This window comes from Streptomyces sp. WMMC500 (assembly GCF_027497195.1).
In the GTDB taxonomy this organism is placed as follows: domain Bacteria; phylum Actinomycetota; class Actinomycetes; order Streptomycetales; family Streptomycetaceae; genus Streptomyces.
Map to the genome: position 1 here is coordinate 8,548,323 of NZ_CP114905.1, position 24,307 is coordinate 8,572,629.

8 protein-coding genes are annotated in these 24,307 nt (G+C 74.5%); 3 read left to right on the forward strand and 5 right to left on the reverse strand.

The genetic code is table 11. The features are described 5' to 3' along the window. Nucleotides 1–100: 100 nt before the first annotated feature. Nucleotides 101–14,908 carry a type I polyketide synthase gene (locus O7599_RS36600; RefSeq protein WP_281619914.1) on the forward strand — a complete coding sequence of 4,936 codons (14,808 nt, stop codon included), beginning with the start codon at nucleotides 101–103 and terminating at the stop codon, nucleotides 14,906–14,908. Between the two features lie 126 nt (nucleotides 14,909–15,034). Here O7599_RS36600 and O7599_RS36605 read toward each other — a convergent pair whose 3' ends face one another. From O7599_RS36605 to O7599_RS36620, 4 genes are all read right to left on the reverse strand, one after another. After that, nucleotides 15,035–15,925 carry a 2-oxo acid dehydrogenase subunit E2 gene (locus O7599_RS36605; protein WP_281619915.1) on the reverse strand — a complete coding sequence of 297 codons (891 nt, stop codon included), beginning with the start codon at nucleotides 15,923–15,925 and terminating at the stop codon, nucleotides 15,035–15,037. Then, entirely contained in the window at nucleotides 15,922–16,149 is a 228-nt protein-coding gene (locus tag O7599_RS36610) for an acyl carrier protein (protein ID WP_027756637.1), read from the reverse strand. Before O7599_RS36610 ends, O7599_RS36605 begins: the two co-directional genes overlap by 4 nt. 37 nt (nucleotides 16,150–16,186) lie before the next feature. Continuing rightward, nucleotides 16,187–16,969, reverse strand: coding sequence for an alpha/beta fold hydrolase (locus O7599_RS36615; protein WP_281619916.1), 783 nt, complete (start codon nucleotides 16,967–16,969; stop codon nucleotides 16,187–16,189). A gap of 173 nt (nucleotides 16,970–17,142) precedes the next feature. Next, nucleotides 17,143–19,878: a LuxR family transcriptional regulator gene (locus O7599_RS36620; protein ID WP_281619917.1), complete on the reverse strand. Its 2,736-nt coding sequence runs from the start codon at nucleotides 19,876–19,878 to the stop codon at nucleotides 17,143–17,145. Nucleotides 19,879–20,300: 422 nt separating this feature from the next. Between O7599_RS36620 and O7599_RS36625 the strand changes: the two genes are divergently transcribed. Then, a complete protein-coding gene (locus O7599_RS36625; RefSeq protein WP_281619918.1) occupies nucleotides 20,301–20,555 on the forward strand; it encodes a DUF6059 family protein in 255 nt (84 codons plus the stop codon). Between the two features lie 276 nt (nucleotides 20,556–20,831). Here the strand turns inward: O7599_RS36625 and O7599_RS36630 are convergent, their stop codons facing one another. Continuing rightward, nucleotides 20,832–21,299, reverse strand: a complete 468-nt coding sequence (locus tag O7599_RS36630) for a pyridoxamine 5'-phosphate oxidase family protein (protein WP_281619919.1) — start codon at nucleotides 21,297–21,299, stop codon at nucleotides 20,832–20,834. A gap of 146 nt (nucleotides 21,300–21,445) precedes the next feature. Here O7599_RS36630 and O7599_RS36635 point away from each other — a divergent pair, with 146 nt between their 5' ends. After that, on the forward strand, nucleotides 21,446–24,307 hold the full coding sequence (locus O7599_RS36635) for a LuxR C-terminal-related transcriptional regulator (RefSeq protein ID WP_281619920.1): 2,862 nt from the start codon (nucleotides 21,446–21,448) through the stop codon (nucleotides 24,305–24,307).

Consider the following 24,307-nt stretch of genomic DNA (forward strand, 5'->3'; position numbering starts at 1 on the left):
GGTTAGGCCCTCTTTAGCCCGGCCGCCGAGCATGAGCCAGTACCGCGCCCGGCATCGCCTCCGCGCGCCCGCCGGGCCCCGACGGATCGGAGTGTGGACAGTGTCGGAACCGGCGGCCCAGGCCCTCGCGCGACCGGAAGGCCCGGCATCCATCGCCGTGGTGGGGACGGCCTGCCGTCTCCCGCAGGCCGACACCCCCGAGGCGTTCTGGGAACTCCTGCGCGACGGCCGCGACGCCGTCACCGCGCTCCCCGACGGACGCCCGGACCTGCACGCCCCGGGGGAGGCGCCGAACAAGGCCCGCAGCGGCGCGTTCCTCGACCACGTCGACCTCTTCGACCCCGCCTTCTTCGGCATCGGCCCGCGCGAGGCCGCCGCCATGGACCCGCAGCAGCGCCTCGTGCTGGAGCTGGCGTGGGAGACGCTGGAACGGGCCGGTGTCGTGCCCGCGTCGCTCGCCGGCACCCGCACCGGGGTGTTCGTCGGCGCCATGGCCGACGACTACGCCCGGCTCACCCAGCAGTTCGGCCCGGCCGCCGTCGGTCAGCACACCGCGACCGGCCTGCACCGCGGCATCATCGCCAACCGCGTCTCGTACCTCCTCGGCCTCACCGGCCCCAGCATGACCGTCGACACCGGGCAGTCGTCCTCCCTCACCGCCGTCCACCTCGCCTGCGCAAGCCTGCTCCGCGGAGAGGCGGACCTCGCGCTGGCCGGCGGCGTGAGCCTCAACCTCACGGCCGACGGCTACGAGATCACCGAGGCGTTCGGCGCGCTGTCGCCCGACGGCCGCTGCCACACCTTCGACGCCCGCGCCAACGGCTACGTACGCGGCGAGGGCGGCGGCTTCGTGCTGCTGAAGCGGCTCTCCGACGCCCTCGACGACGGCGACCGGGTGCTCGGCGTCATCCTCGGCAGCGCCGTCAACAACGACGGCGCCACGGACACCCTCACCACCCCGGGCGCCCCGGGCCAGGCCGACCTGCTGCGCCTGGCCTGCGACCGCGCCGGCGTCGCCCCCGGCGACGTCCAGTACGTCGAACTGCACGGCACCGGCACGCGGCTCGGCGACCCCGTCGAGGCCACGGCCCTCGGCGAGGCCCTGGGCGCCGGCCGCGGCGACCGGGACCGGCTGCGCGTCGGCTCCGCCAAGACCAACGTCGGCCACCTGGAGGGCGCGGCCGGCATCACCGGCCTGATCAAGACGCTGCTGAGCCTGCACCACCGGGAGTTGCCGCGCAGCCTCCACTTCCGCTCCGCGAACCCCGCGATCCCGCTGGCCGACCTCGGGCTGCGGGTGCAGGAGGAACACGGGCCGTGGCCGGACGAGGGCCGGCGGCTGATCGCCGGGGTCAGCTCGTTCGGGATGGGCGGCGCGAACGCGCACGTGGTGGTGGGGGAGCCGCCGTCGCCGAGCGTGAACGGAGCGGCGGGGACCGGTCACGCGTCCGCCGCGGCGGACACGGGCCCGGCGCCCGTCGGGGACGCCGGCGTACTGCCCTTCCTCCTCTCCGGCCGCAGCGCCGCCGCCCTGCGGGCCCAGGCGCGCCGGCTGCACGACCACCTGACCGCGCGAGGCGGCGTCGCCACTCCCGTCGACGTCGCCCGCGCTCTCGCCACCACCCGCTCGGCCTTCGAGTACCGGGCCGCCGTCCTCCCCGCCCTCACCCCGGCGGAGGCGACGGCTCCGGCCGCCGAGGGGACTCTCGACGCGCTGGTCGCCGGCCTGGCGGCACTCGCCGACGACACCCCCGCCTCCGGCGTCCTGCGCGGCACCGTCCGCGACGGCCGCGTCGCGCACCTCTTCGCCGGCCAGGGCAGCCAGCGCGCGGGCATGGGCCGCGAACTGCACGCGTCCTGGCCGGTGTTCCGCGCCGCACTCGACGAGCTGTGCACCGCTCTCGACGTCGCGCTCGCGCCGTACGCCGACCGCCCCCTGCGCGACGTGATGTTCGCCGACGACGACCCGGACCTGCACCGCACGGTCTACGCGCAGCCGGCGCTCTTCGCCTTCGAGGTCGCCCTCTTCCGGCTGCTGGAGAGCTGGGGGATGCGCCCCGACGTGGTGGCCGGCCACTCCATCGGCGAACTCGCCGCCGCCCACGTCGCCGGCGTGCTCACGCTGCCCGACGCCTGCCGCCTGGTCGCGGCCCGCGGCGGTCTCATGCAGGCGCTGCCTGAGGGCGGCGCGATGCTGTCCGTCCGCGCGCCGGCCGCCGAGGTCGAAGCGCTGCTCACCGGTCCTGACGCCTTCTCCGGGCTGGACGTCGCCGCGGTCAACGGCCCCGCGGCCACCGTCGTTTCGGGAGACGTCGAGGCGGTCGACCGCCTGGCCGCGGTGTGCGCGGAGCGGGACTGGAAGACCCGCCGGCTGCGGGTGAGCCACGCCTTCCACTCCGCGCACATGGACGGCATGCTGGCGGGCTTCGCCGCCGTCGCCGCCGAACTGGACTTCCGGCCCCCGCGCATCCCGCTCGTGTCGAACCTCGACGGCCGGGAAGTCGGCGCCGACGAGGTCTGCGACCCCGGCTACTGGGTGCGGCACGTCCGCCGTACGGTCCGCTTCCACGAGGGCGTGCGCTCGCTGGGCGCGGCCGGCGTCACCACGCTCGTGGAGATCGGGCCGGACGGGGTCCTGTCCGCCATGGCCAAGGACTGCCTGCCGGACGCGGTGACCGTACCGCTGCGCCGCGGCGGCACCCCCGAGGCGCGCGAGGTCCTGACGGCGGTCGTGCGGGCCCACCTGCACGGCGTGGCCGTCGACTGGTCCGCCGTGTTCCAGGGCGCGGACACCGGGCATGTCGACTTGCCGACATATGCGTTCCAGCGCGAGCGCCACTGGCTGACGGGGGAGCGGCAGGCCCCGGCCGTCACCCCGACCGACCGCCGCGACCCGACGGGCACGGGCGTGTCGGCTGCTCCGGCCCTGGCGGCCCCCGCCGGTGCGGGTGCCGGCGCGCCGGGGACCCTGGCGCTCGTCGTGGGCGAAGCCGCCGGCGTCCTCGGGTACGCCGACGCCTCGGCGGTCGAAGTGCGGCGCGCCTTCCGCGACCTGGGCGTCGACTCGATCTCCGCCGTCACCCTCCGGGACCGGCTGGCCGACGCCACCGGCCTCGACCTGCCCAGCTCCGTCCTCTTCGACCACCCCACCCCCGAACGCCTCGCCGCCCACCTGCACGCCCGCCTCACCGGCGCCGACGACGGCGTCGCGACCACCGCCGTCGCCGTGGACGCGGACGACCCGGTGGTCGTCGTCGGGATGGCGTGCCGCTATCCGGGCGGTGTGACGTCGCCGGCGGAGCTGTGGGACATGGTGTGGTCGGGGCGCGAGGGGATCTCGGGGTTCCCGGTGGACCGGGGCTGGGGCACCGATTTGTTCGACGCCGATCCGGGCACGTCGGGCAAGTCGTACGCGCGTCAGGGCGGCTTCCTGCATGACGCGGGGGAGTTCGACGCGGAGTTCTTCGGTGTCTCGCCGCGTGAAGCGCTGGCGATGGATCCGCAGCAGCGGCTGGTGCTGGAGACGTCGTGGGAGGCGTGTGAGCGCGCCGGCATCGATCCCGACAGCCTGCGCGGCAGCCGCACCGGCGTCTACATCGGCGCCACCGCGCAGGAGTACGGGCCCCGGCTCGCCGACGGCCATGACGGCCACGGCGGCCATCTGCTCACCGGCACCACGGTCAGCGTGCTGTCGGGGCGGGTGGCGTACGCGCTCGGTCTTGAGGGTCCGGCGGTGACGATCGACACGGCGTGCTCGTCGTCGCTGGTCGCCCTGCACCTTGCCGCCCAGGCGCTGCGCAACGGGGAGTGCGACCGCGCACTCGCCGGCGGCGTCACCGTCATGGGCTCTCCCGGCATGTTCCTGGAGTTCTCGCGGCAGCGGGGGCTGTCGCCGGACGGCCGGTGTAAGGCGTTCGCGGAGGGCGCCGACGGTACGGGCTGGAGCGAGGGCGTGGGGCTGCTGCTCGTCGAGCGGCTGTCGGAGGCGCAGCGGCGGGGGCACGAGGTGCTGGCCGTGCTGCGCGGCTCCGCCGTCAACCAGGACGGCGCTTCCAACGGCCTGACGGCACCCAACGGACCCTCGCAGCAGCGGGTCATCCAGCAGGCACTCGCCACCGCCGGACTCGGCGCCGGCCAGGTCGACGCCGTGGAGGCGCACGGGACCGGCACCAGGCTTGGCGACCCCATCGAGGCACAGGCGCTGCTCGCGACGTACGGGCGGGAGCGCTCGGCGGAACGGCCGCTGTGGCTGGGGTCGCTGAAGTCCAACATCGGGCACACGCAGGCCGCGGCGGGAGTCGCGGGCGTCATCAAGATGATCGAGGCGATGCGTCGCGGCGCGCTGCCGCAGACGTTGCACGTCGACCAGCCCACCACGCACGTGGACTGGGACGCGGGTGCCGTCTCCCTGCTGACGGAGGCGCGGGAGTGGCCGGAGACGGGGGAGCCGCGGCGGGCGGCGGTGTCGTCGTTCGGCATCAGCGGTACGAACGCGCACGTGATCCTGGAGGAGGCTGCGGAGGAGGAGCAGGCGCCCGCGGGGGATCCCGGTCCGGGTGTGCTTCCGGCGGTGCCGTGGGTGGTGTCGGCGCGTAGCGCGGAGGCGTTGCGGGCGCAGGCGGCGCGGCTGGGGGAGTTCGTCGGGGAGGCCGGGGGAGAGGTGTCTCCGGTGGACGTCGGGGTGGCGCTGCTGTCGCGGTCGACCGGCGACTACCGGACCGTGGTCACGGGCTCCGACACCGAGGAGCTGCGGAACGGGTTGGCGCGAGTGGCGGCGGATGCCTTCGAGCCCTCTCCTGCTGCGACCGGCGGTGTCGGGCTGTTGTTCACCGGTCAGGGTGCGCAGTGGCCCGGGATGGGCGCGGGGCTGGGCGGTTTCGCGGTCTTCCGGGAGGCGTTGGAGGAGGTTTGCGCCGGGTTCGACGGGCTGTTGAGCCGTCCGCTGGACCAGGTGCTGGCCGCGCGTGACGGCGGGTTGGTGGACCGGACGGAGTTCACGCAGCCGGGGTTGTTCGCGTTCGAGGTGGCGATGTTCCGTCAGCTTCGTGCGTGGGGTGTGGAGCCGACTGTTCTCGTGGGTCATTCGGTGGGTGAGTTGGCCGCGGCGCACTGTGCGGGTGTGTGGTCGCTGGCGGATGCGTGCCGTCTGGTGGCCGCCCGCGGGCGGTTGATGGAGGCGTTGCCGCCCGGTGGGGCGATGGTGTCGCTGCGCGGGAGCCTGGACGAGGTCGGTGCCCTGTTGGAGGGCAGCTCCCAGGTCGATGTCGCCGCGGTCAACGGGCCGCGGTCGGTGGTGATCTCCGGTGATGAGGGGGAGATCGAGGGGTTGGTGTCGCGTTGGGAGGCGGGGGGTGGTCGGGCGCGTCGGTTGCGGGTGTCGCATGCGTTCCACTCGCCGCTGATCGAGCCGATGCTCGCCGACTTCCAGCAGGTGGCCGAGGACGTCGAATACCACGCTCCTGGGCTTCCCTTGGTCTCGAACGTCACGGGCCGACTCGCTGACGCGGAGACGGTGTGCGATCCGGAGTACTGGGTGCGGCACGTGCGCCAGGCGGTCCGCTTCGCGGACGGCGTGCAGTCGGCGGCTCGCACCGGGGTCTCCGTGTTCATGGAGGTCGGGCCCGCCCCGGTGCTGACCGCCATGGGGCAGGAATGCCTCCCGGACGAGCCCATCCAGTGGATCGCCCTCTCCCGCGCACCCCGGGAAGGCGATGCGGAATCTCGCGCCGTGGGTGAGCTGATGTCCGGCGTCGGTGCCGCGTTCTCCGCGGGTGCGCGGGTGGATTGGCGTGCGGTGTTCGGTGGCGTGAGCGGTCGGCGGGTTGCGCTCCCGACGTACGCCTTCCAGCGGCGCCGCTACTGGCTCTCCGGATCCGCGTCGACCGGTGACCCGGCGGGTCTCGGTTTGGGTGTGTCCGGGCACGGGTTGTTGGGTGCGGCGGTGACGGTCGCTTCGTCCGGTGCGGTGGTGTTGACCGGGCGGGTCTCGCGCGCCGGTGACGGCTGGGTGACCGGGCATCGGATCCAGGACAGGGTGCTGGTGCCGGGTGCGGCGCTGGTGGAGATGGCGTTGCGGGCCGGGGACGAGGCTGGCTGTCCCGTCCTGGAAGACCTGACGCTCGAAGCCCCGCTGGAGTTGCCCGAGATCGGGGGCGTGCAGATCCAGGTCACCGTCGACCCCGCCGAGGGTGACGCATCGGCTCGTACGGTCAGCGTGCACTCTCGCCCGGACGACGACCCCGAGCGCCCCTTCACCCGCCACGCCACCGGCAGCCTCATCCCTTCCACCGACGACGAGGTCGGCGAGCCGTGGCAGGGCGCCTGGCCACCTGCGGGAGCCGAGGCCGTCGACCTGGCCGGCGCGTACGGCGCGCTGGCCGAGCAGGGCTACGACTACGGGCCCGGTTTCCGGGGCCTGACCGCGCTGTGGCAGGAGGGGACGACCCGTTACGCGGAGGTCGTGCTGCCCGAGGAGCACACCGGCGGGCACGGGCCCGACGCCTTCGGCCTCCACCCCGCCCTCCTCGACGCCGCCCTGCACACTCTCCTCGTCGACAGCGGAGACAAGCCCGACGCCGGCATCCGCGTGCCGTTCTCCTGGTCGAAGGTCGTGTTGCACGCCACCGGGGCCACCCGGCTGCGCGTCAAGGCCGAAACCTCCGGCCCGGACACCGCCGAGATCACGCTCTTCGACGCCGAAGGCGGCCCGGTCGCCGAGGTCGGCGAGCTGACCCTGCGTACTCTCTCGGCGGAGCCCCGGTCCACCGCCGACCTCTACACGCTGCGCTGGACCGCGCAGCAGCGCCCCGCGGCCGGCGCACCGGACCTCGCCGGCTGGGCCACCCTCGGCCCCGCCGACCCCCTCCCCGGCACCGCCGCCATGCACCACCCGAGCCTGGCCGACCTCCTCACCACCGGCCACCACCCCACCGCCCTCGTCTACGCCCCCGCCCCCGGCGACCCCACCCCCGCCACCACCCACCGGGCCGTACACGACCTCCTCACCCTGCTCCAGCACCACCTCGCCGAACCCCGCCTCACCGACACCCCCCTCATCCTCCTCACCCGCCACGCCCACACCGCCGAGCCCGACCCCGTCCACGCGGCGCTGTGGGGGCTGGCCCGTACCGCGCAGGCCGAGTACCCGGGCCGTGTCCACCTGGTCGACACCGACGACCACCCCGACACCCGCACAAACCTCCCCGGCGCACTCGCCCACACCCTGGCGAGCGCCACCCCCCAACTCGCCCTCCACCACAGCACCCCCCACACCCCGCACCTCACCCACCTGCCGCCCCAGGGCGACGCGGGGGAGGCGTTCGGCCGCCGGAACGGCACCGTGCTGATCACCGGTGGGGCCGGGGCGCTCGGCGGGCTTGTCGCACGTCATCTGGTGGCGGCGCACGGCGTACGGCACCTCCTGCTCGCCGGCCGCCGCGGCATCGACACCCCCGGAGCGGCCGAGCTGCAGGAGCACCTGCGGGCGGCCGGCGCGGAGGCCACGTTCGCCCGCTGCGACCTCACCGACCGCGACGCCGTGGCCCGGATGCTCGCCGAGCTCCCCGACGACCGGCCGCTGACCGCGGTCGTCCACGCCGCGGGTGTCGTCTCCGACGCCACGATCGCGTCCCTCACGCCCGAGGCGCTCAGCGAAGTCCTCGCTCCCAAGGTCGACGCCGCGACGCACCTCGACGAGCTGACGCGCGACTTCGATCTCGACGCCTTCGTCCTCTTCTCCTCGGTCGCCGGCGTGCTGGGCACCCCGGGGCAGGGCAACTACGCCGCGGCCAACGCCTGGCTCGACGCGCTGGCCGCCCGCCGCCGGGCCCAGGGGCTGCCGGGCCAGGCCCTGGCGTGGGGCCTGTGGGGCGACGTCGGCGGCGCCGGCGGCATGGGGGCCGCGCTCGGCGAGGCCGAACTCGCGCGGTGGCGCCGCAGCGGTATCGCCCCGCTGACGCCGGAGCTCGGGCTCGCGTCCCTGGACGCGGCGCTGCGCACCCGCACGCCGAACCTCATCCCCGTACGCATGGACCTCCCCGCGCTCCGCGCGCAGGCCGGGGCCGGCGACGTGCCGTACCTCCTCCGGGACTTCGCCCCCCGCCGCCGCACCCGCCGGGTGGCCGCGGGGACGGCGGCCGGCACGACCGCCCTCGCCGCCCGGGTGGCCGGTCTCGACGCGGCGGCACAGGAGGCCGAGCTGGTCGGACTGGTCCGTACCCAGGCCGCGCTGGTCCTCGGCTACGACGACGCGGCGACCATCGACGCCGACCAGGACTTCAAGGCGCTCGGCTTCGACTCCCTGACCGCGGTCGAGCTGCGCAACCGCGTCAACGCCGCGGCGGACGTGCGCCTCGCCCCCACGGTCGTCTTCAACTACCCCACGCCCGCGGGCCTCGCCCGCCATCTGCGCGACGAAGTGCTCGGAGCCGTCACCGCCGCCACCGCGACCACCGCCGCCGCGGTGGACGCGGACGACCCGGTGGTCGTCGTGGGAATGGCGTGCCGCTATCCGGGCGGTGTGACGTCGCCGGCGGAGCTGTGGGACATGGTCTGGTCCGGCGGCGAGGGCATCTCGGAGTTCCCCACCGACCGCGGCTGGGACACCGACCTCTTCGACGCCGACCCGGGCACGTCCGGGAAGTCGTACGCGCGTCACGGCGGCTTCCTGTACGACGCGGGGGAGTTCGACGCGGAGTTCTTCGGCGTCTCGCCGCGTGAGGCGCTGGCGATGGATCCGCAGCAGCGGCTTGTGCTGGAGACGTCGTGGGAGGCGTGCGAGCGCGCCGGCATCGATCCCGACAGCCTGCGGGGCAGCCGCACCGGCGTCTACGTCGGCGTCATGTACCACGACTACGCGCCCCGCATGTCGACCGAACGGCAGGAGATCGAGGGCTACGCGCTCACGGGAAACCTGTCGAGCGTGCTGTCGGGGCGGGTGGCGTACGCGCTCGGTCTTGAGGGCCCCGCGATGACGATCGACACGGCGTGCTCGTCGTCGCTCGTCGCCCTGCACCTCGCCGCCCAGGCGATGCGGAACGGGGAGTGCGACCGGGCGCTCGTCGGCGGCGTCACCGTGATGGCGACGCCGAACACCTTCGTGGAGTTCTCGCGGCAGCGGGGGCTGTCGCCGGACGGCCGGTGCAAGGCGTTCGCGGAGGGCGCCGACGGTACGGGCTGGAGCGAGGGCGTCGGGCTGCTGCTGGTGGAGCGGCTGTCGGAGGCGCGGCGGCGGGGGCACGAGGTGCTGGCCGTGCTGCGAGGGTCCGCGGTCAACCAGGACGGTGCTTCCAACGGCCTCACCGCGCCCAACGGGCCGTCGCAGCAGCGGGTCATCCAGCAGGCGCTGGCCAGCGCCGGCCTGAGCGCCGCGCAGGTCGACGCGGTCGAGGGCCACGGGACCGGGACCAGGCTCGGGGACCCCATCGAGGCGGAAGCGCTGCTGGCGACGTACGGGCGGGAGCACTCCGACGAGCGACCGCTGTGGCTCGGCTCGATCAAGTCGAACCTCGGGCACACGCAGGCGGCGGCGGGTGTCGCGGGTGTCATCAAGATGGTCGAGGCGATGCGGCGCGGGAGTCTCCCGCGGACATTGCACGTGGACACGCCGAGCACGCATGTCGACTGGGACGCGGGTGCGGTCGCGTTGCTGACGGAGGCGCGGGAGTGGCCGGAGACGGGGGAGCCGCGGCGGGCGGCGGTGTCGTCGTTCGGGATCAGCGGTACGAACGCGCACGTGATCCTGGAGCAGCCGGTGGCCGAGCCGGTGCGCGATGAGCCGGGTTCCGTTGGGCTTCCGGTGGTGCCGTGGGTGGTGTCGGCGCGTAGTGCGGAGGGGTTGCGGGCGCAGGCGGCGCGGCTGGGGGAGTTTGTCGGGGAGGTCGGGGTAGAGGTGTCTCCGGTGGACGTCGGGGTGGCGCTGCTGTCGCGGTCGACCGGCGACTACCGTGCTGTCGTCGTCGGTTCCGACGTGGGCGAACTCGGCGCCGGCCTGGCGCGGGTGGCCGAGGGCGACGCCTCGCCGGCGATGTCCGGCGGCGGTGTCGGGTTGTTGTTCACCGGTCAGGGTGCGCAGTGGCCGGGGATGGGTGCCGGGCTGGGCGGTTTCGCGGTCTTCCGGGAGGCGTTGGCGGAGGTCTGCGCCGGGTTCGACGGACTGCTGAGCCGTCCGCTGGGCGACGTGCTCGCCGACACCGGTGTCGACGGGCTCATCCATCGGACGGAGTTCACGCAGCCGGGGTTGTTCGCGTTCGAGGTGGCGATGTTCCGTCAGCTTCGTGCGTGGGGTGTGGAGCCGACTGTTCTCGTGGGTCATTCGGTGGGTGAGTTGGCCGCGGCGCACTGTGCGGGTGTGTGGTCGCTGGCGGATGCGTGCCGTCTGGTGGCCGCCCGCGGGCGGTTGATGGAGGCGTTGCCGCCGGGTGGGGCGATGGTGTCGCTGCGCGGGAGCCTGGACGAGATCGCTGCCCTGCTGGAGGGCAGCTCCCAGGTCGACGTGGCGGCGGTCAACGGGCCGCGGTCGGTGGTGATCTCCGGTGATGAGGGGGAGATCGAGGGTCTGGTGTCGCGTTGGGAGGCGGGGGGTGGCCGGGCGCGTCGGTTGCGGGTGTCGCATGCGTTCCACTCCCCGCTGATCGAGCCGATGCTCGCCGACTTCCAACGAGTGGCCGAGGAGGTCGAGTACCGCCGGCCGTCCCTCACGCTGGTCTCGAACGTCACGGGAGAGGTCGCCGACGCGGAGACGGTGTGCGATCCGGGGTACTGGGTGCGGCACGTGCGCCAGGCGGTCCGCTTCGCGGACGGCGTGCAGTCGGCCGCCCGGGCGGGTGTCTCGACGTTCATCGAAGTCGGGCCCGCCCCCGTGCTGACCGCCATGGGACAGGAATGCCTCCCGGACGAGCCCATCGAGTGGATCGCCCTCTCCCGCGCACCCCGCGCGGAGGAGAACGGCGCGGCCGCCTCCCGTGCCGCCGACGTGCTGATGTCCGGCGTGGGTTCGGCGCATACGGCGGGCGTGCGGGTGGATTGGCGTGCGGTGTTCGGTGACGTCCGCGGACGGCGGGTCGGCCTCCCGACGTACGCCTTCCAGCACCGCCGCTACTGGCTGTCCGGCCCCGTCGCCGCGGGCGATCCGGCGGGCCTGGGCCTGGGTGCCTTCGGGCACGGGTTGTTGGGTGCGGCGGTGACGGTCGCGTCGTCGGGTGCGGTCGTGTTGACCGGTCGGGTCTCCCGGACCGGTGACGGCTGGCTGACCGGGCACCGCATCCAGGACAGGGTGCTGGTGCCGGGTGCGGCGCTGGTGGAGATGGCGTTGCGGGCCGGGGACGAGGCGGGCTGCCCCGTCCTCGAAGACCTCACGCTCGAAGCCCCGCTGGAGTTGCCCGAGGCCGGGGGTGTGCAGATCCAGGTCACCGTCGACCCCGCCGAAGGCGACGGATCGGCCCGTACGGTCAGCGTGCACTCCCGCCCGGACGACGACCCCGAGCGCCCCTTCACCCGCCACGCCACCGGCCGCCTCACCCCCGCGGACGCGGAGACCGGCGCCGACCGCGGGATGGGGCAGGGCGCGTGGCCGCCGGCGGGCGCCGCGAGCGTGGACCTCACCGACACCTACGAGCGGCTGGCGAAGCAGGGCTACGACTACGGGCCCGGTTTCCGCGGTCTGACCGCGCTGTGGCAGGAGGGGACGACCCGTTACGCGGAGGTCGTGCTGCCCGAGGAGCACACCGGCGGGCACGGGCCCGACGCCTTCGGCCTCCACCCCGCCCTCCTCGACGCCGCCCTGCACACTCTCCTCGTCGACAGCGGAGACAAGCCCGACGCCGGCATCCGCGTGCCTTTCTCCTGGTCGAAGGTCGTGTTGCACGCCACCGGGGCCACCCGGCTGCGCGTCAAGGCCGACACCGCCGGCCCCGACACCGTCCAGATCACCCTGTACGACACGCAGGGCGCCCTCGTCGCGGAGGTCGGCGAGCTGGCCCTGCGTACCCTGCCCGCGGGCGGCGGGCAGACCGCTATCCCCGACCACCTCTACGCCCTGCGCTGGACCGCGCAGCAGCTCCCCGCGGCCGGCGCACCGGACCTCGCCGGCTGGGCCACCCTCGGCCCCGCCGACCCCCTCCCCGGCACCGCCGCCATGCACCACCCGAGCCTGGCCGACCTCCTGACCACCGGCGACCAGCCCACCGCCCTCGTCTACGCCCCCGCCCCCGGCGGCCAAACTCCCGCCGCCACCCACCGGGCCGTACACGACCTCCTCACCCTGCTCCAGCACCACCTGACCGAACCCGGCCTCACCGACACCCCCCTCATCCTCCTCACCCGCCACGCCCAGGCCCTGCCCACCGACGCCGACCCCGCGACCGACCCGGCGCACACCGCGCTGTGGGGCCTGGCCCGCTCCGCGCAGGCCGAGCACCCGGACCGTATCCACCTCCTCGACACCGACGACCACCCCGACACCCGCACCCACCTCCCGCACGCACTCGCCCACACCCTGACGAGCGGCACGACCCAACTCGCCCTCCACCACGGCACCCCCCACACCCCGCACCTCACCCACCTCCGCGACGATCCGCCGCTGACCCCGCCCCCGGGCGCGGACGCCTGGCGGCTGGACACCGCCACGCCGGGGACCCTGGAGTCCCTGCAACTGCTGCCCGCCACCGAGGCGCTGGAGCCGCTCGCCCCCGGCACGGTCCGGGTGTCCATACGCGCCGCCGGGCTCAACTTCCGCGACGTGCTCATGGCGCTCGGGATGTATCCGGGCGAGCAGATCATGGGCAGCGAGGGCGCCGGCGTCGTCACGGAGGTGGGCCCCGGCGTGACGGACCTCGCGCCCGGCGACCGCGTGCTGGGCCTGCTGCCGCACTCCTTCGGCCCGGTCGCGGTCGCCGACCGGCGCATGCTCACCCCCATGCCCGAGGGCTGGACCTTCGCCCAGGCCGCGGCCGTGCCCGTCGTCTTCCTCACCGCGTACTACGGCCTGCGTGACCTGGGCCGGCTCGCGAAGGGCGACGCGGTGCTCGTGCACGCCGCCACCGGCGGCGTCGGCATGGCGGCCGTCCAACTGGCGCGGCACTGGGGCGCGGAGGTGTACGCCACCGCCGGCCCGCAGAAGCAGGGGCTGCTGCGCGAGCTGGGGCTGCCGGCGGAGCGGATCGCCTCCTCGCGCGACCTCGACTTCGTGGAGCGGTTCCGGCGCGCGTCCGGCGGCGCCGGCATGGACGTCGTCCTCAACTCGCTGGCACGGGAGTTCGTGGACGCCTCCCTGGGACTGCTCCCCGCGGGCGGGCGGTTCGTGGAAATGGGGAAGACCGACATCCGCGACGCCGCCGAGGTCACCCGGAGCCACCCGGGGATCACCTACCGGGCGTTCGACCTGATGGAGGCGGGCCCGGACCGGATCCGCGAGATGCTCGCCGAGATCGTCGCGCTCTTCGAGGCGGACGTGCTCACCCCGCTGCCGCTGCGCACCTGGGACGTGCGGCGGGCGCCCGAGGCGTACCGCTTCATGAGCCAGGCGCGGCACGTCGGCAAGATCGTGCTGACCGTGCCCGCACCCGTGGACCCGGCCGGCACGGTGCTGGTCACCGGCGGCACCGGCGCGCTGGGCGCGCAGGTCGCGCGCCATCTGGCCACCGTCCACGGGGTACGCCACCTGCTGCTGACGAGCCGCCGCGGAATGGACGCGCCGGGAGCCGAGGCGCTACGGGCCGAACTGGCCCGCCTCGGGGCCGACGCCACCGTCGCGGCATGCGACGTGTCGCGGCGCGAGGACGTCGTACGGCTCCTGGACGGCGTACCGGCGGAGCACCCGCTGACCGCCGTCGTCCACGCGGCGGGCGTGACCGCCGACGGCACCGTCGAGACCCTCGACGCCGCGGCCGTCGATCGGGTGCTCGCGCCCAAGGTGGACGCGATCGCGCACCTGGACGAGCTGACCCGCGGGCTCGACCTCAGCGCCTTCACGCTCTTCTCGTCCATCGCCGGCACCCTCGGCACGGCCGGACAGGGCAACTACGCCGCCGCCAACGCCTGGCTGGACGGGCTGGCGCAGCGCCGGCAGGCGCTCGGGCTGCCGGCGGTCTCCCTCGCCTGGGGCTACTGGGCCGAGGAGAGCGAGCTGTCCGGCCACCTCAGCGACGCCGATGTGGCCCGGCTGAGCCGTACGGGCATCCTGCCGCTGGCCACCGCAGAGGGACTGGCCCTGCTGGACCAGGCCGTTGCGCTGGGCGACGCCGCCGTGGTGCCCGCGCGGCTGAGCACACGCGCCGAGGAAGGCGTGGCGGTGCCGGAGGTGCTCCGGCAGGTCGTCAGGCCGGCGCGGCGCACGGCCGCGGCGGACGACTCGCCCGCGTCCGGCGGGTCGCCGGTGGAGCTGGCGGGGCTGCCGGCGCCGGAGCGGGCGGAGGCGCTGGTGAAGCTGGTCCGTACGCACGCCGCCGCGGTGCTCGGGCACGGCTCGGCCAACTCCGTGCCCCGCGAGGCCGCGTTCAAGACCATCGGCTTCGACTCGCTCGCCGCCGTGGAACTGCGCAACCGGCTCAACGCCGCCACCGGGCTGCGGCTGCCCGCCACAGCCGTCTTCGACAACCCGACCGCCGAGGCGCTTGCCGCGCTGCTCGACGGGGAACTGCCGGGCGCCCCGGCGGCTGCCGTCCCGTCGGACGAGGCGGGGGCGGGGAGCCTCGGTGAGCTGGAGGGCATGCTGGCCGCGGGCGCGCTCGACGAGCAGGACCGGGCGAGGCTTGCCAAGCGGCTGAAGGCTCTGGTGTGGCAGCTCGAAGACGTGCGCCCCGCCGGGACCCCGGAGACCGGTCCCGCGGCCGGCGAGCCCGCCGGTGAACTGGACGTGGTGAGCGACGAGGAGATGTTCGCGATGATCGACCGGGAGCTGGGCCGGGAGTGACTCCCGCGCCCGGCCCGGCCGGTGGACCGGGGTGGGCGGAAAGGACCGCCGGCCCGCGACGGGAGTGCGCGGGCCGGCGGTACGGGAGGCGGGGTGGCGGCGAACCCCGCTGCGGTGCGAAGCGGGTCAGGGACTCGGGGCGGGGGAGGCCGGGTCGCGGGCGTCGGCGGCCTCGTGGACGGACTCCTCCTGCGCGGCAGGCCGCCCGGCGGACGGCTCGGCGACGGCTGCCTCGCCGGCGTCTGCCGTACCGGGGGCCGCTTCCGGCCCGTACGCCTCCAGGAAGTCCCGGAGTTCGGAGAGCACGTCGGCCGCCTCGGCCCCGTCGATCACCCTGTGGTCGAAGGCGAGGTTCAGCCGCATCACCGGCGCCACGACGACGGCCCCGTCCCTGACGACCGGACGGTCCACGATCCGCCCGACGCCCAGCGTGACGGTCGCGCCGCCGACCGAATGGAAGCCGTCCACCGCGCGATGGCCCAGCGAGGTGACGGCGACGGTGCCCCGCAGTTCGGGCCGGTGCGCGAGCGACCGCGTCGCGAGCCGGAACAGCGTGCGGCCGACAGGCACGGGCAGCCGGTGCAGCTTGCGGACCGCCTCGAACTCCGGCATGGACGCGGGATCTCCGTCGCGCAGCCGGTCCACGTGCCCCTGCACGTCGTCCAGGCTCGCCTGGTCCAGCTTCGGCACGACGGAGGACAGCACCACGCGGCGCCCGCCGAGGGTCTTGTCCAGCGTCACCTTGCCGCCGACGGTCGCGTAGCGGGCGACCTTGGGGCGGAGCCGGCCGCGGATGGCCGCGTTGGCCTCCGGGTGCCGGGCGAGCACGCTGCCGGACGCATGCAGGACGTACGAGACGACCGAGTACCTGCGGCCGTCGCGCCGGGCCTGCGCCCGGTGCTCCTGTATCCGGCTCATGTCCACCTCGGTGTCGAGGAAGACCGGCGCCGCGTCCCGTATCTCGTCGCAGTGGTAGAGCGTGTGGCGGCGCTCGGCGGGGAAGCGGGTGACGCTCACGCCGCGACCGCCGCCTTGTGGATGCCGTTGAGGCTGCCGGCCTCCAGCAGGTCCGGAAGCGACACGCTGCGCCCGGTGCGGCGTTCGAGCGCGGCCGTCAGCCAGAGCAGGTGCACCGAGTCCCAGCCGGCGATCTCGTCCAGAGGCCGGTCGGCGTCCTCGACGGACACCGGCAGCCCCAGCTCGTCACGGATCAGCACCACAAGATCGTCGATGGTCGTCATGAAGCGGGCACTACCTTTCGGGGATGGGTCAACGGGACTACGTCGCGGTCGCGGTCGAGAACGCCCGGACGTCGCGCATGAGGGCGGTGGCGACGGCCCGCTCCGCGCCTTCGAGGTAGAAGTGGCCACCGGGGAACCGCTCGATGCGGAAGGCGCCCGAGGTCAGCGGCTCCCAGGCAGACGCCTCGCGCTCGGTCACCCGCGGGTCCGCGGTGCCCGTGAAGACGCTGACGGGGCAGCGGAGTACGAAGCTCCGGTCGTAGCGGTACGTCTCCACGGCGGTGTAGTCGGCGCGCAGCGCCGGCAGGATCATGGCGCGCATGTCCGGGTCGGCCAGGATCTGCGGGTCGGTGCCGCTCAGCGTGGTGATCTCCGCGATGAGCCCGTCGTCGTCGCGCTGGTGCACGGTCTCGACGCGCGGCGTCGCCGGCGAGTGCCGACCGGAGGCGACCAGGCCGATCGGCGGGTTGGCGCCGGTCCGCTCCAGCCGTGCGGCGGTCTCGAAGCCGACGACAGCGCCCATGCTGTGCCCGAAGAGGACCAGCGGCAGGTCCGTGAGCGGCGCGAGGACGTCGGCCACCCGGTCGGCCAGCGCGTGGACGTCGCGCAGCGGCCGTTCGTGGCGGCGGTCGTGCCGGCCCGGGTACTGCACGGCCACGAACTCGACCGACGGCGGCAGTTGCCGCTGCAGCGGGAAGAACGTGGTCGCCGCGCCGCCCGCGTGGGGCAGGCAGACAAGCCGTACGTTCGGCTGCCGGGCCGCGCCGAAGCGGCGCAGCCACGTCTCGTCGAACGGGGTCTGTGCGGTCACCGGGGCCATGCCTTCCCGCGCTCTCCCGGGTGCGAGAGGCCGGCACACGGGGGAAAGCGCACCTTGAGCACTCCGACTCGTTTGTCGCCGCCCACGCTATTGGCGCCGGTTGGAGGCGGACAAAGAGCCGCTAAAGGCGTACGGGCACGGAGGTGCACTCCGCGCCCGTACGGTACGTCCTGTCAGGCCGGCAGGCTCTTCAGCCGCTTGCCGATGTCGGCGCGCTGGCCGATGCCCAGCTTCTGGTAGATGCGGGTGAGATGCTGCTCGACCGTGCTCACCGTGATGTGCAGTCTGCCAGCGACCTGACGGTTGGTCATCCCCTTCGCCACCAGCGCGGCCACCCGGTGCTCCGCCCGGGTCAGCAGCTTCTGGCCGCCGGCGGCGCCTGCCGGGCCCGCCGCACTCGCCGGGTCGGGCACGGGCCTGCTCGCCCGCTCCGGGAGCGGCGTACGTGCCATGGCGTGGTCGGGCAGGCAGTTGCGGGCGATGTGCGCCGCCGCGGCCTGCGCCCTGCCCGCCCAGGACTCGTGGCCGAGTCCCCGCAGCTCCGTGGCGAGTTCGTGCAGCGTCCGCGCCTGGTCCAACCGGTCGCCGGTGGCGAGGAGTTCGTCGACCGCCCGGAACAGCAGCCCGGGGCGCTTGTGCGGCGGCGCCAACCTGGCCCGTAGCCGCAGCTCCATCGCGTGGGTGCGACCGCCGTGGCACGGGGCGCGCGCGGTGTGCTCGGCGAGCATGCGCGCGGACATCTCCTCGTCCCCCAGGTGCAGCCACGCCTGGGCGACGTAGAGCCGCCACGGCGCGAGCGTCGGATGGTCGACGAGGGTGCGCTCCGCGACCTTCCCGATCCGCAAGAAGTCGGCCAGCGCCGAGTGCGGCCTGTTCGTGGCGAGATGGAAGCTGCCGCGGACGCACAGGTAGCTGAGCCAGTAGACGCTCTTCTCCCACGCCGGGGGAACGGGCTTGGCGAACACCCGCGCCACCTCGTCGTAGCGCCCCATCTCCATGTGCAGCGCGGCGAGCACAGCCTCCGCCGCGCACGCGTACCCCGTGCTGCGCTCGGTGATGACGCTCTCCACCAGCCTGATGCACTCAAGGCTCGCCGCCAGTTTGCCCTGCCGCAGGGCGATCATCGCCTGCTGCAGCGAGAAGATGGCCTGCCAGCCCGGTGCGTCCCGGCTCGCCGACTCCTTGATCAGCCACTCGCACCATTGCCAGGCGGATTCGAGCCGGTCGGCGATGACCAGGGCCTTGATCGCGCAGGACAGCGACCAGACCGTGGAGTCGGAGAGGGTCGAGACCTCCAGCAGGTTCTCGGCCGCGGCGGCCCAGTCCCCGCGCTCGCCGTGCAGGAACGACCCCTCGAAGCTCTGGAACAGGGAGGATGCCGACGCGTACGGGCTGCGGGCGCCGTCGTCGGGCGGCGGGAGACGCGGAGCCTGCCCTTCGCCCTCGTGCCGGGCGGACTGGTGGCTGTACCAGGCCCACAGCCAGCCGATGCTGGGGTGGTCCCCGGCGCGGACGTCGGCGGCGCTCGACTCGGCGCCCTGCCGCTGGAGAACCTCGAACGCCTCCTGGATTTTGCCGTACCTGAAGAGCAGATCCGCGAGTCCGTCGTAGGCCGTGCTGGGCATTTTGTCCGCATGGAAGGCACTGAGGAGTGCCGTCAGGTGCCGGACTTCGGTGGCCGCCGGGCTGATGCGCTGGGTGATGAGCGCCAGGCGCAGGTATATCTCGATACGATCCGGGCTGTTCGGGCTGTTTTCCAGCGCGAGTTCGAGATACCTGACGGCCAGCCGGATGTTTTCCTGGCCGATGGCCGTCTCCGCGGCGTCGCGCAGTGCGGACCGCTGCCACGCCTCCGGCGCGTGCCGGGCGGCGAGGAGATGGCGGGCCACTTCTGTGGTGGGACTGCCCGCACTGTTCTGGACCATTGCGGCGCGCCGGTGCAGTTCGTTTCGCTGGAGCGTGCCCAGGTCCGCAAGTATTTCCCGGGGAGCGCTCCCGTGCCGGAAATTCGTGCCGTCCAGGATCCCGGAGTTACGCAGCGCCTCCAACTGCTGGTCCACGACCGCGGGTGAAACACGGGTCATGCCCGACAGCAGCTCCGGTGCCGCGGAATCCCCGAGTACGGAGACCAGCCGCCCCAGTTCCACCGCGGTGGCGCCGCTGCGGTAAAGGCAGGACACGACCGCGCGGCCGTACATGCCCAGCTCCGCGGAGGTCTCCGCGCCGGTCGGCCGCGCCTCCATGTCCTCGTCCCGGAGGTCCTCCAGCAGCGCGCGCAGCAGCAGCGGGCTGCCGCCGCTGAGGTGGTGCAGCAGCTCGATCCACTGCTCGTGCGGCCGGTTGACGCGCGTGGTGACCGCCGCCCGTACCCCCCGCTCGTCCAGCGGACCCAGGTGGATGCGCTGGGCGTTCGGCCGCCGCAGCAGCTCCGTCTTGACCGGCTGGTCGCGATGGCGCAGGTGCGGACAGTGGGAGAGGAGGATGAGGGTGCGCCGGCTGCGGTGCCAACTCACCGTCTGGAGCAGGAAGTCGAGTTCGGACCAGGGGATGTCCTGGACGTCGTCGACACTGATCACCACCGCACCGTTCTCCGCGACGTGCGGCAGCGCGGCGCTGAACTGCAGTGCGGGCGTGGCCCCCGTGGGGACCTCGCCCGGTGCGGGGGCCGGCACCTGCGCGACGAGCTGCTGGAACAGGGAGATCGGCGGGTGCGCCGCGGTGCTTCTGCCCTGCACGCTGAGGATGGTCGCGCCCATGTCGGCCGCGTGTTCTGTGATGGCGTGTAACAGCGCGCTCTTGCCGCAGCCCACGCCGCCTTCGATGAGAATTGTGCGCGACATTCCGTGGAGACAGCGAGAGAAAGCAGACCGCAGCGCCTCGAATTCGGCCGCACGGATGACGAAAGCCATACCGGATTACTCACCTCCCGTTGGCGCAGTGGATTCGTCGTGTGAATCCATGCACCTGAGCAAGTCCAGGTCATACGGCACTCAGGGGAAGCGCCGTACCGCGTATTCGGTTAGTTTTACAGGTTGGTTTTGGCTGTGCAAGGCCGGATTATCTCAGGTGGACGGGTAATGCGTAGGTCCGTTTTGTATCGTTCATCCTGACCTTGTCGTGGTGCTGCGGAGTATACATCCCCTGGGACAATCGCATCGGCCCGCGAGGACCGCCCCGTCCGGCATGCAGGAGTGAACGCGGGCGTTCCGTACGGCGCTTGAGCCTTCGAGGTGCGTCTCCGGCTACCCGATGGTGGCGCGCGGACGGTTCGCGGGGGAGTGGGGCAGCCGGATTTTGGCGGGACTTTGGCGCCGCGCAACAGTCTGCCCGGATGGTTGCTGCCCTCGTCAGGCTGCGGCGTCTGCTGCAGGAAGCCCTGACCGCCCTCGGCCGCGTGTGGTTCTTCATCCCGCCACCACCCCCTGTCCTGCCCGAGCCCGCGGTCCCGCCGGGTCCCGTCCCCGGCCACCCCGAACGCCTGCGCCCCGACCTGCCGCTGACGGAAGAGGAGGAGGCGCTGCGCCGGCAGTTGGACGACATCGCCCTGCCCGACGCCCTCGGCGAGGAGAGGCACCCGGGCGCGTAGCCGTGCGCGCGGCTACGCAGCCGGGGGCCGGGAAAGGGGAAGCCCCGGTCGGAGGGGGGATCCGACCGGGGCGGTCCGGGGTGGATACGGAGGGCGGTCGCCTCGCGGCGAAAGGCTCCGTGGGGCTTCAGCCGAACGATCTTCCCCACGGGCGAGAGGTGAGGCCCGGGGACACTGTTCCCTCCATACCCACGCTCTGTTCAACGGGAGGGGACCTCCGCTTGTTCCGTGCCCCCGCGCCGGAGCATGTGAACCGCGACACAGCCCGCCGCGGGGTCAGTCCAGCCAGCGGCCGTCGCGCATCAGCTCGCGTCCGCGCAGCTCGTTCACCTCGCGCCAGGCCTGGATCCGCCGCGGGGTGATCCGGAACCAGCGGTACGGGGCGGCGAGGCCGCGCGGGTCGAAGCCCGTACGCGCCGCGAAGCGGTCGCCGTGCTCCCGCGGCAACGCGTCCAGCTCGAAGACCTCGACCTCGCCGTCGATCAGCGTGACGTCCCGGGTAGGGCCCAGCGCCAGCCGCGCCACCCCGGTGGCGGCCATGTTCCTGCCGGTCGGGCTCGCCGCCGGCGTCGCCACCCACAGCGCCTCACCGTCCCAGGAGAACGACAGCGGCACGAGGTGGGGCGTGCCGTCCGGCGCCGCGCTGGCCACCCAGACGTCGACGTCGTGGGCGAGCCGGTGCTCGGTGTCCCGGCGGCGGCGGTCGGTGGTCCGGGGCGCGGCGGGGTGCGTGGGTGCGGTCATCTCTCGCTCCTGGTCGTCGTGAGGCTCGTACGCGATCCGCCCGGTGCGCCGCACCCGGCCCGATCGCCGTGACACCACAGCCTCGCCCCGCCCGTCCCCGTACCGCCTCCGTGCCGACCACGGAGAGCACCGCGGATAATGAGGTGGTGTCCGCCCCGCCGATCTCCGCCCGCGAAGCCGAAGTGCTCGCGCTCCTCGGCGAGCACCTGAGCAACGCCGAGATCGCCGGGCGCCTCTTCATCTCCGTACGCACCGTCGAATCGCACGTCTCCTCGTTGCTGCGCAAGCTGCACCTGCCCGACCGGCGTGCCCTCGCCCGGCACGCCGCCGCCACCGCCCGCGCCGGCCACGCCGGACCCGCGCCCGCGCTGCCCGCGCCGCTGACGGCGTTCGTCGGCCGCGCGCGCGAGCGCGCCGAACTCGCCGCGGCGGTACGGGCCCACCGGCAGGTCACCGCCGTCGGCCCAGGCGGCGTGGGCAAGACGCGGCTCGCGCTCGCGGTGGCCGGCGACCTGGCCGCCGAGTTCCCCGACGGCGTGTGGTTCGCCGACCTGGTCCCGGTCACCGACCCGGCGCGGGTGGGTGCCGCGGTCGCCGCCGCCGTGGGCGCGGGCGAACAGCCGGGACGCGACGTGGACGACGCCGCGCTGGGCGCGCTCGCGGACCACGACGCGCTGCTCGTGCTGGACAACTGCGAGCACGTGCGCGACGGAGTCGCACCGTTCCTGGAGCGTCTCCTCGCCGCCTGCCCCCGGCTGCGGGTGCTCACCACCAGCCGGGCCCGCCTCCTGGTGCCCTTCGAGCGCGCCTTCCCGGTGCCCCCGCTGTCCCGCGCCGGCGGCGACGACTCCGACGCCGTGGCCCTGTTCATGGACCGCGCGGCGGCGGTCGGCCCGCTGCCCGGACCGGGCGCGGCCGAAGGCGTCGTGGCCGTCTGCGAACGGCTCGACGGTATGGCCCTGGCCATCGAGCTGGCCGCCGCCCGCTGGGCGACGCTCGGGCTCGACGGCCTGGCCGCCGGCCTCGGCGATCAGCTCCGGATCCTCAGCGGCGGCGCCCGCGCCGACGACCGCCACCGCTCGGTGCGTGCCGTGCTCGACTGGAGCCACGACCTGCTGCAGCCACAGGACCGGGCGCTGCTGCGCCGGATCTCGGTGTTCGTCGCCCCGTTCACGGCCGCTGCGGCGGCCGAGGTCGCCGGGCCCGGACCCGAGGACGTCTCCGCCGTCGCCGACGGCCTCGGCCGGCTCGCCGAGCAGAGCCTCCTCGGTGTCACCCCGTCCGCGACCGGCACCCGCTACCAGGCGCTGGAGACCATCCGGCAGTACGGCGCGGAACGGCTCGCCGCCGCCGGCGAGCAGACCGCCGTACGCGCCCGCCACCTCGGCTGGTGCACGACCGCCGCCACCGCGCTGGCCGGTGCCGGCGGCCCGGACTGGCGCGCCCGGTTCGACGACCTCGCCGAGGACGTGCGGGGCGCGCTCGCCTGGGCCGCCGCCCAGCCGGAGCGGCGCGCGGACGCCCACGGGCTCGCCCTCTCGCTGGCCGGGCTGGCGTTCACCCGCAACCTGCTCGGCGAGGCGCAGCAGCGGTACGAGCAGGCCGCCGCGCTCGCCGACGACGCGGGCGCCGCCGTCGCGCTGCGGCACGCCGCCGCGGTCGCCGGCTGCCGGCGGCTCGGCGACGACGTGTACCGCCTGCACCGCGCCGCCGCCGGGGCCGCGGAGCGCGCCGGCGACCGCGCGGGCGCGGGCCGCGACCTCGCCGAGGCCGCCACCGCCGCGTACCGCTTCTCGACCTCCTTCACCCGGCTCCCCGCCGTCGCCGAGGTCACCGCCCTGCTCGCCCGCGCCCGCGACCTGGCCGGCGACGACCCCCGCGCCGGCGCCGCCGTCGCGCTGGCCGAGGCGGCGGTGGTCACCGACGCGTACGGCGCCGTGCAGGGGGGCGCGGACAACGCCGTGGACGAGACGATCGCGCGCGTCGAACGGGCCGTCGAGCTGGCCCGCCGCGCGGCCGACCCGGTAGCGGAGTCCGCCGCGCTCGACGCGCTGTCCGGCGCCCTGAGCTGGGCCGGCGACGCCTTCGCCACCGCCGCCGCCACCCGCCGCAGGACCGAGGCACTGGCGGACCTGCCGCCCACCCCCGCCGCCGTCCACGAGCGGACGGACGCCCTCGCCATGGCCGCGGGAACCGCGGTCGGCGCCGGCGAGCTTGACCGCGCCCGCCGCCGGGGGAGGGAACTCGCCGAGCACCCGCTGCTCGCCGAGGCCGGCCACCACGCCACCTCCTGGCTGCTCGTCGCCGACGCCTTCGCCGGCCACGCCGACGAAGCCCTCGCCCACGCCGTACGGTTCCGCGACTCCTTCGAGCACAGCGGCGGGCACCGGTCGCTCTCCCTCGCCGCCGGGGCCGCGTCGGTGGCCATGATCCACGGGCTGCGCGGCGACGACGACTCCCGCGCGGCCTGGCTCTCCCTCGCCACCCGCGCCGACACCACGCCCGAGCACCGGCACGGCTACGGCGCGGTCTTCGACGCCACCGTCCTGCTTCACCGCGGCGAGGCCGGCGCCGCGCTGGAGCGGGTCGCGCCCGAACCCGACGAGGTGTGGAAGTGGGTGTGCTGGGTCTGGCTGCACTGGTACGTCGCGCTGCGCGCGGAGGCGGCGGTACTCGCCGGCCACCCGGACGCCCGCGCGCGGATCGCCGCGGCCCGCGCCGTCGTCGCCGGGAACCCGGTCGCGGCCGTCCAGGTGGACCGCGCGGAGGCGCTGCTCGACGGCGACCTTGCGCGGCTGCCGGCGCTCGCGGCGGCGTTCGCCGCGGCGGGGAGCCCGTACCAGGCGGCGCGCACGCTGCTGCTCGCGGGCGGCGAACACACCGCCGCGGGCGAGGCGGCGCTCGCGGGCCTCGGCCTCGTACCGAAGGACCGGCTGCCGCAGGAACTTCCCCCACGGGACCCGCCTCGGAACCCGCCGCCGAAGGCCGCCGGACGACCGCGGGCGTAG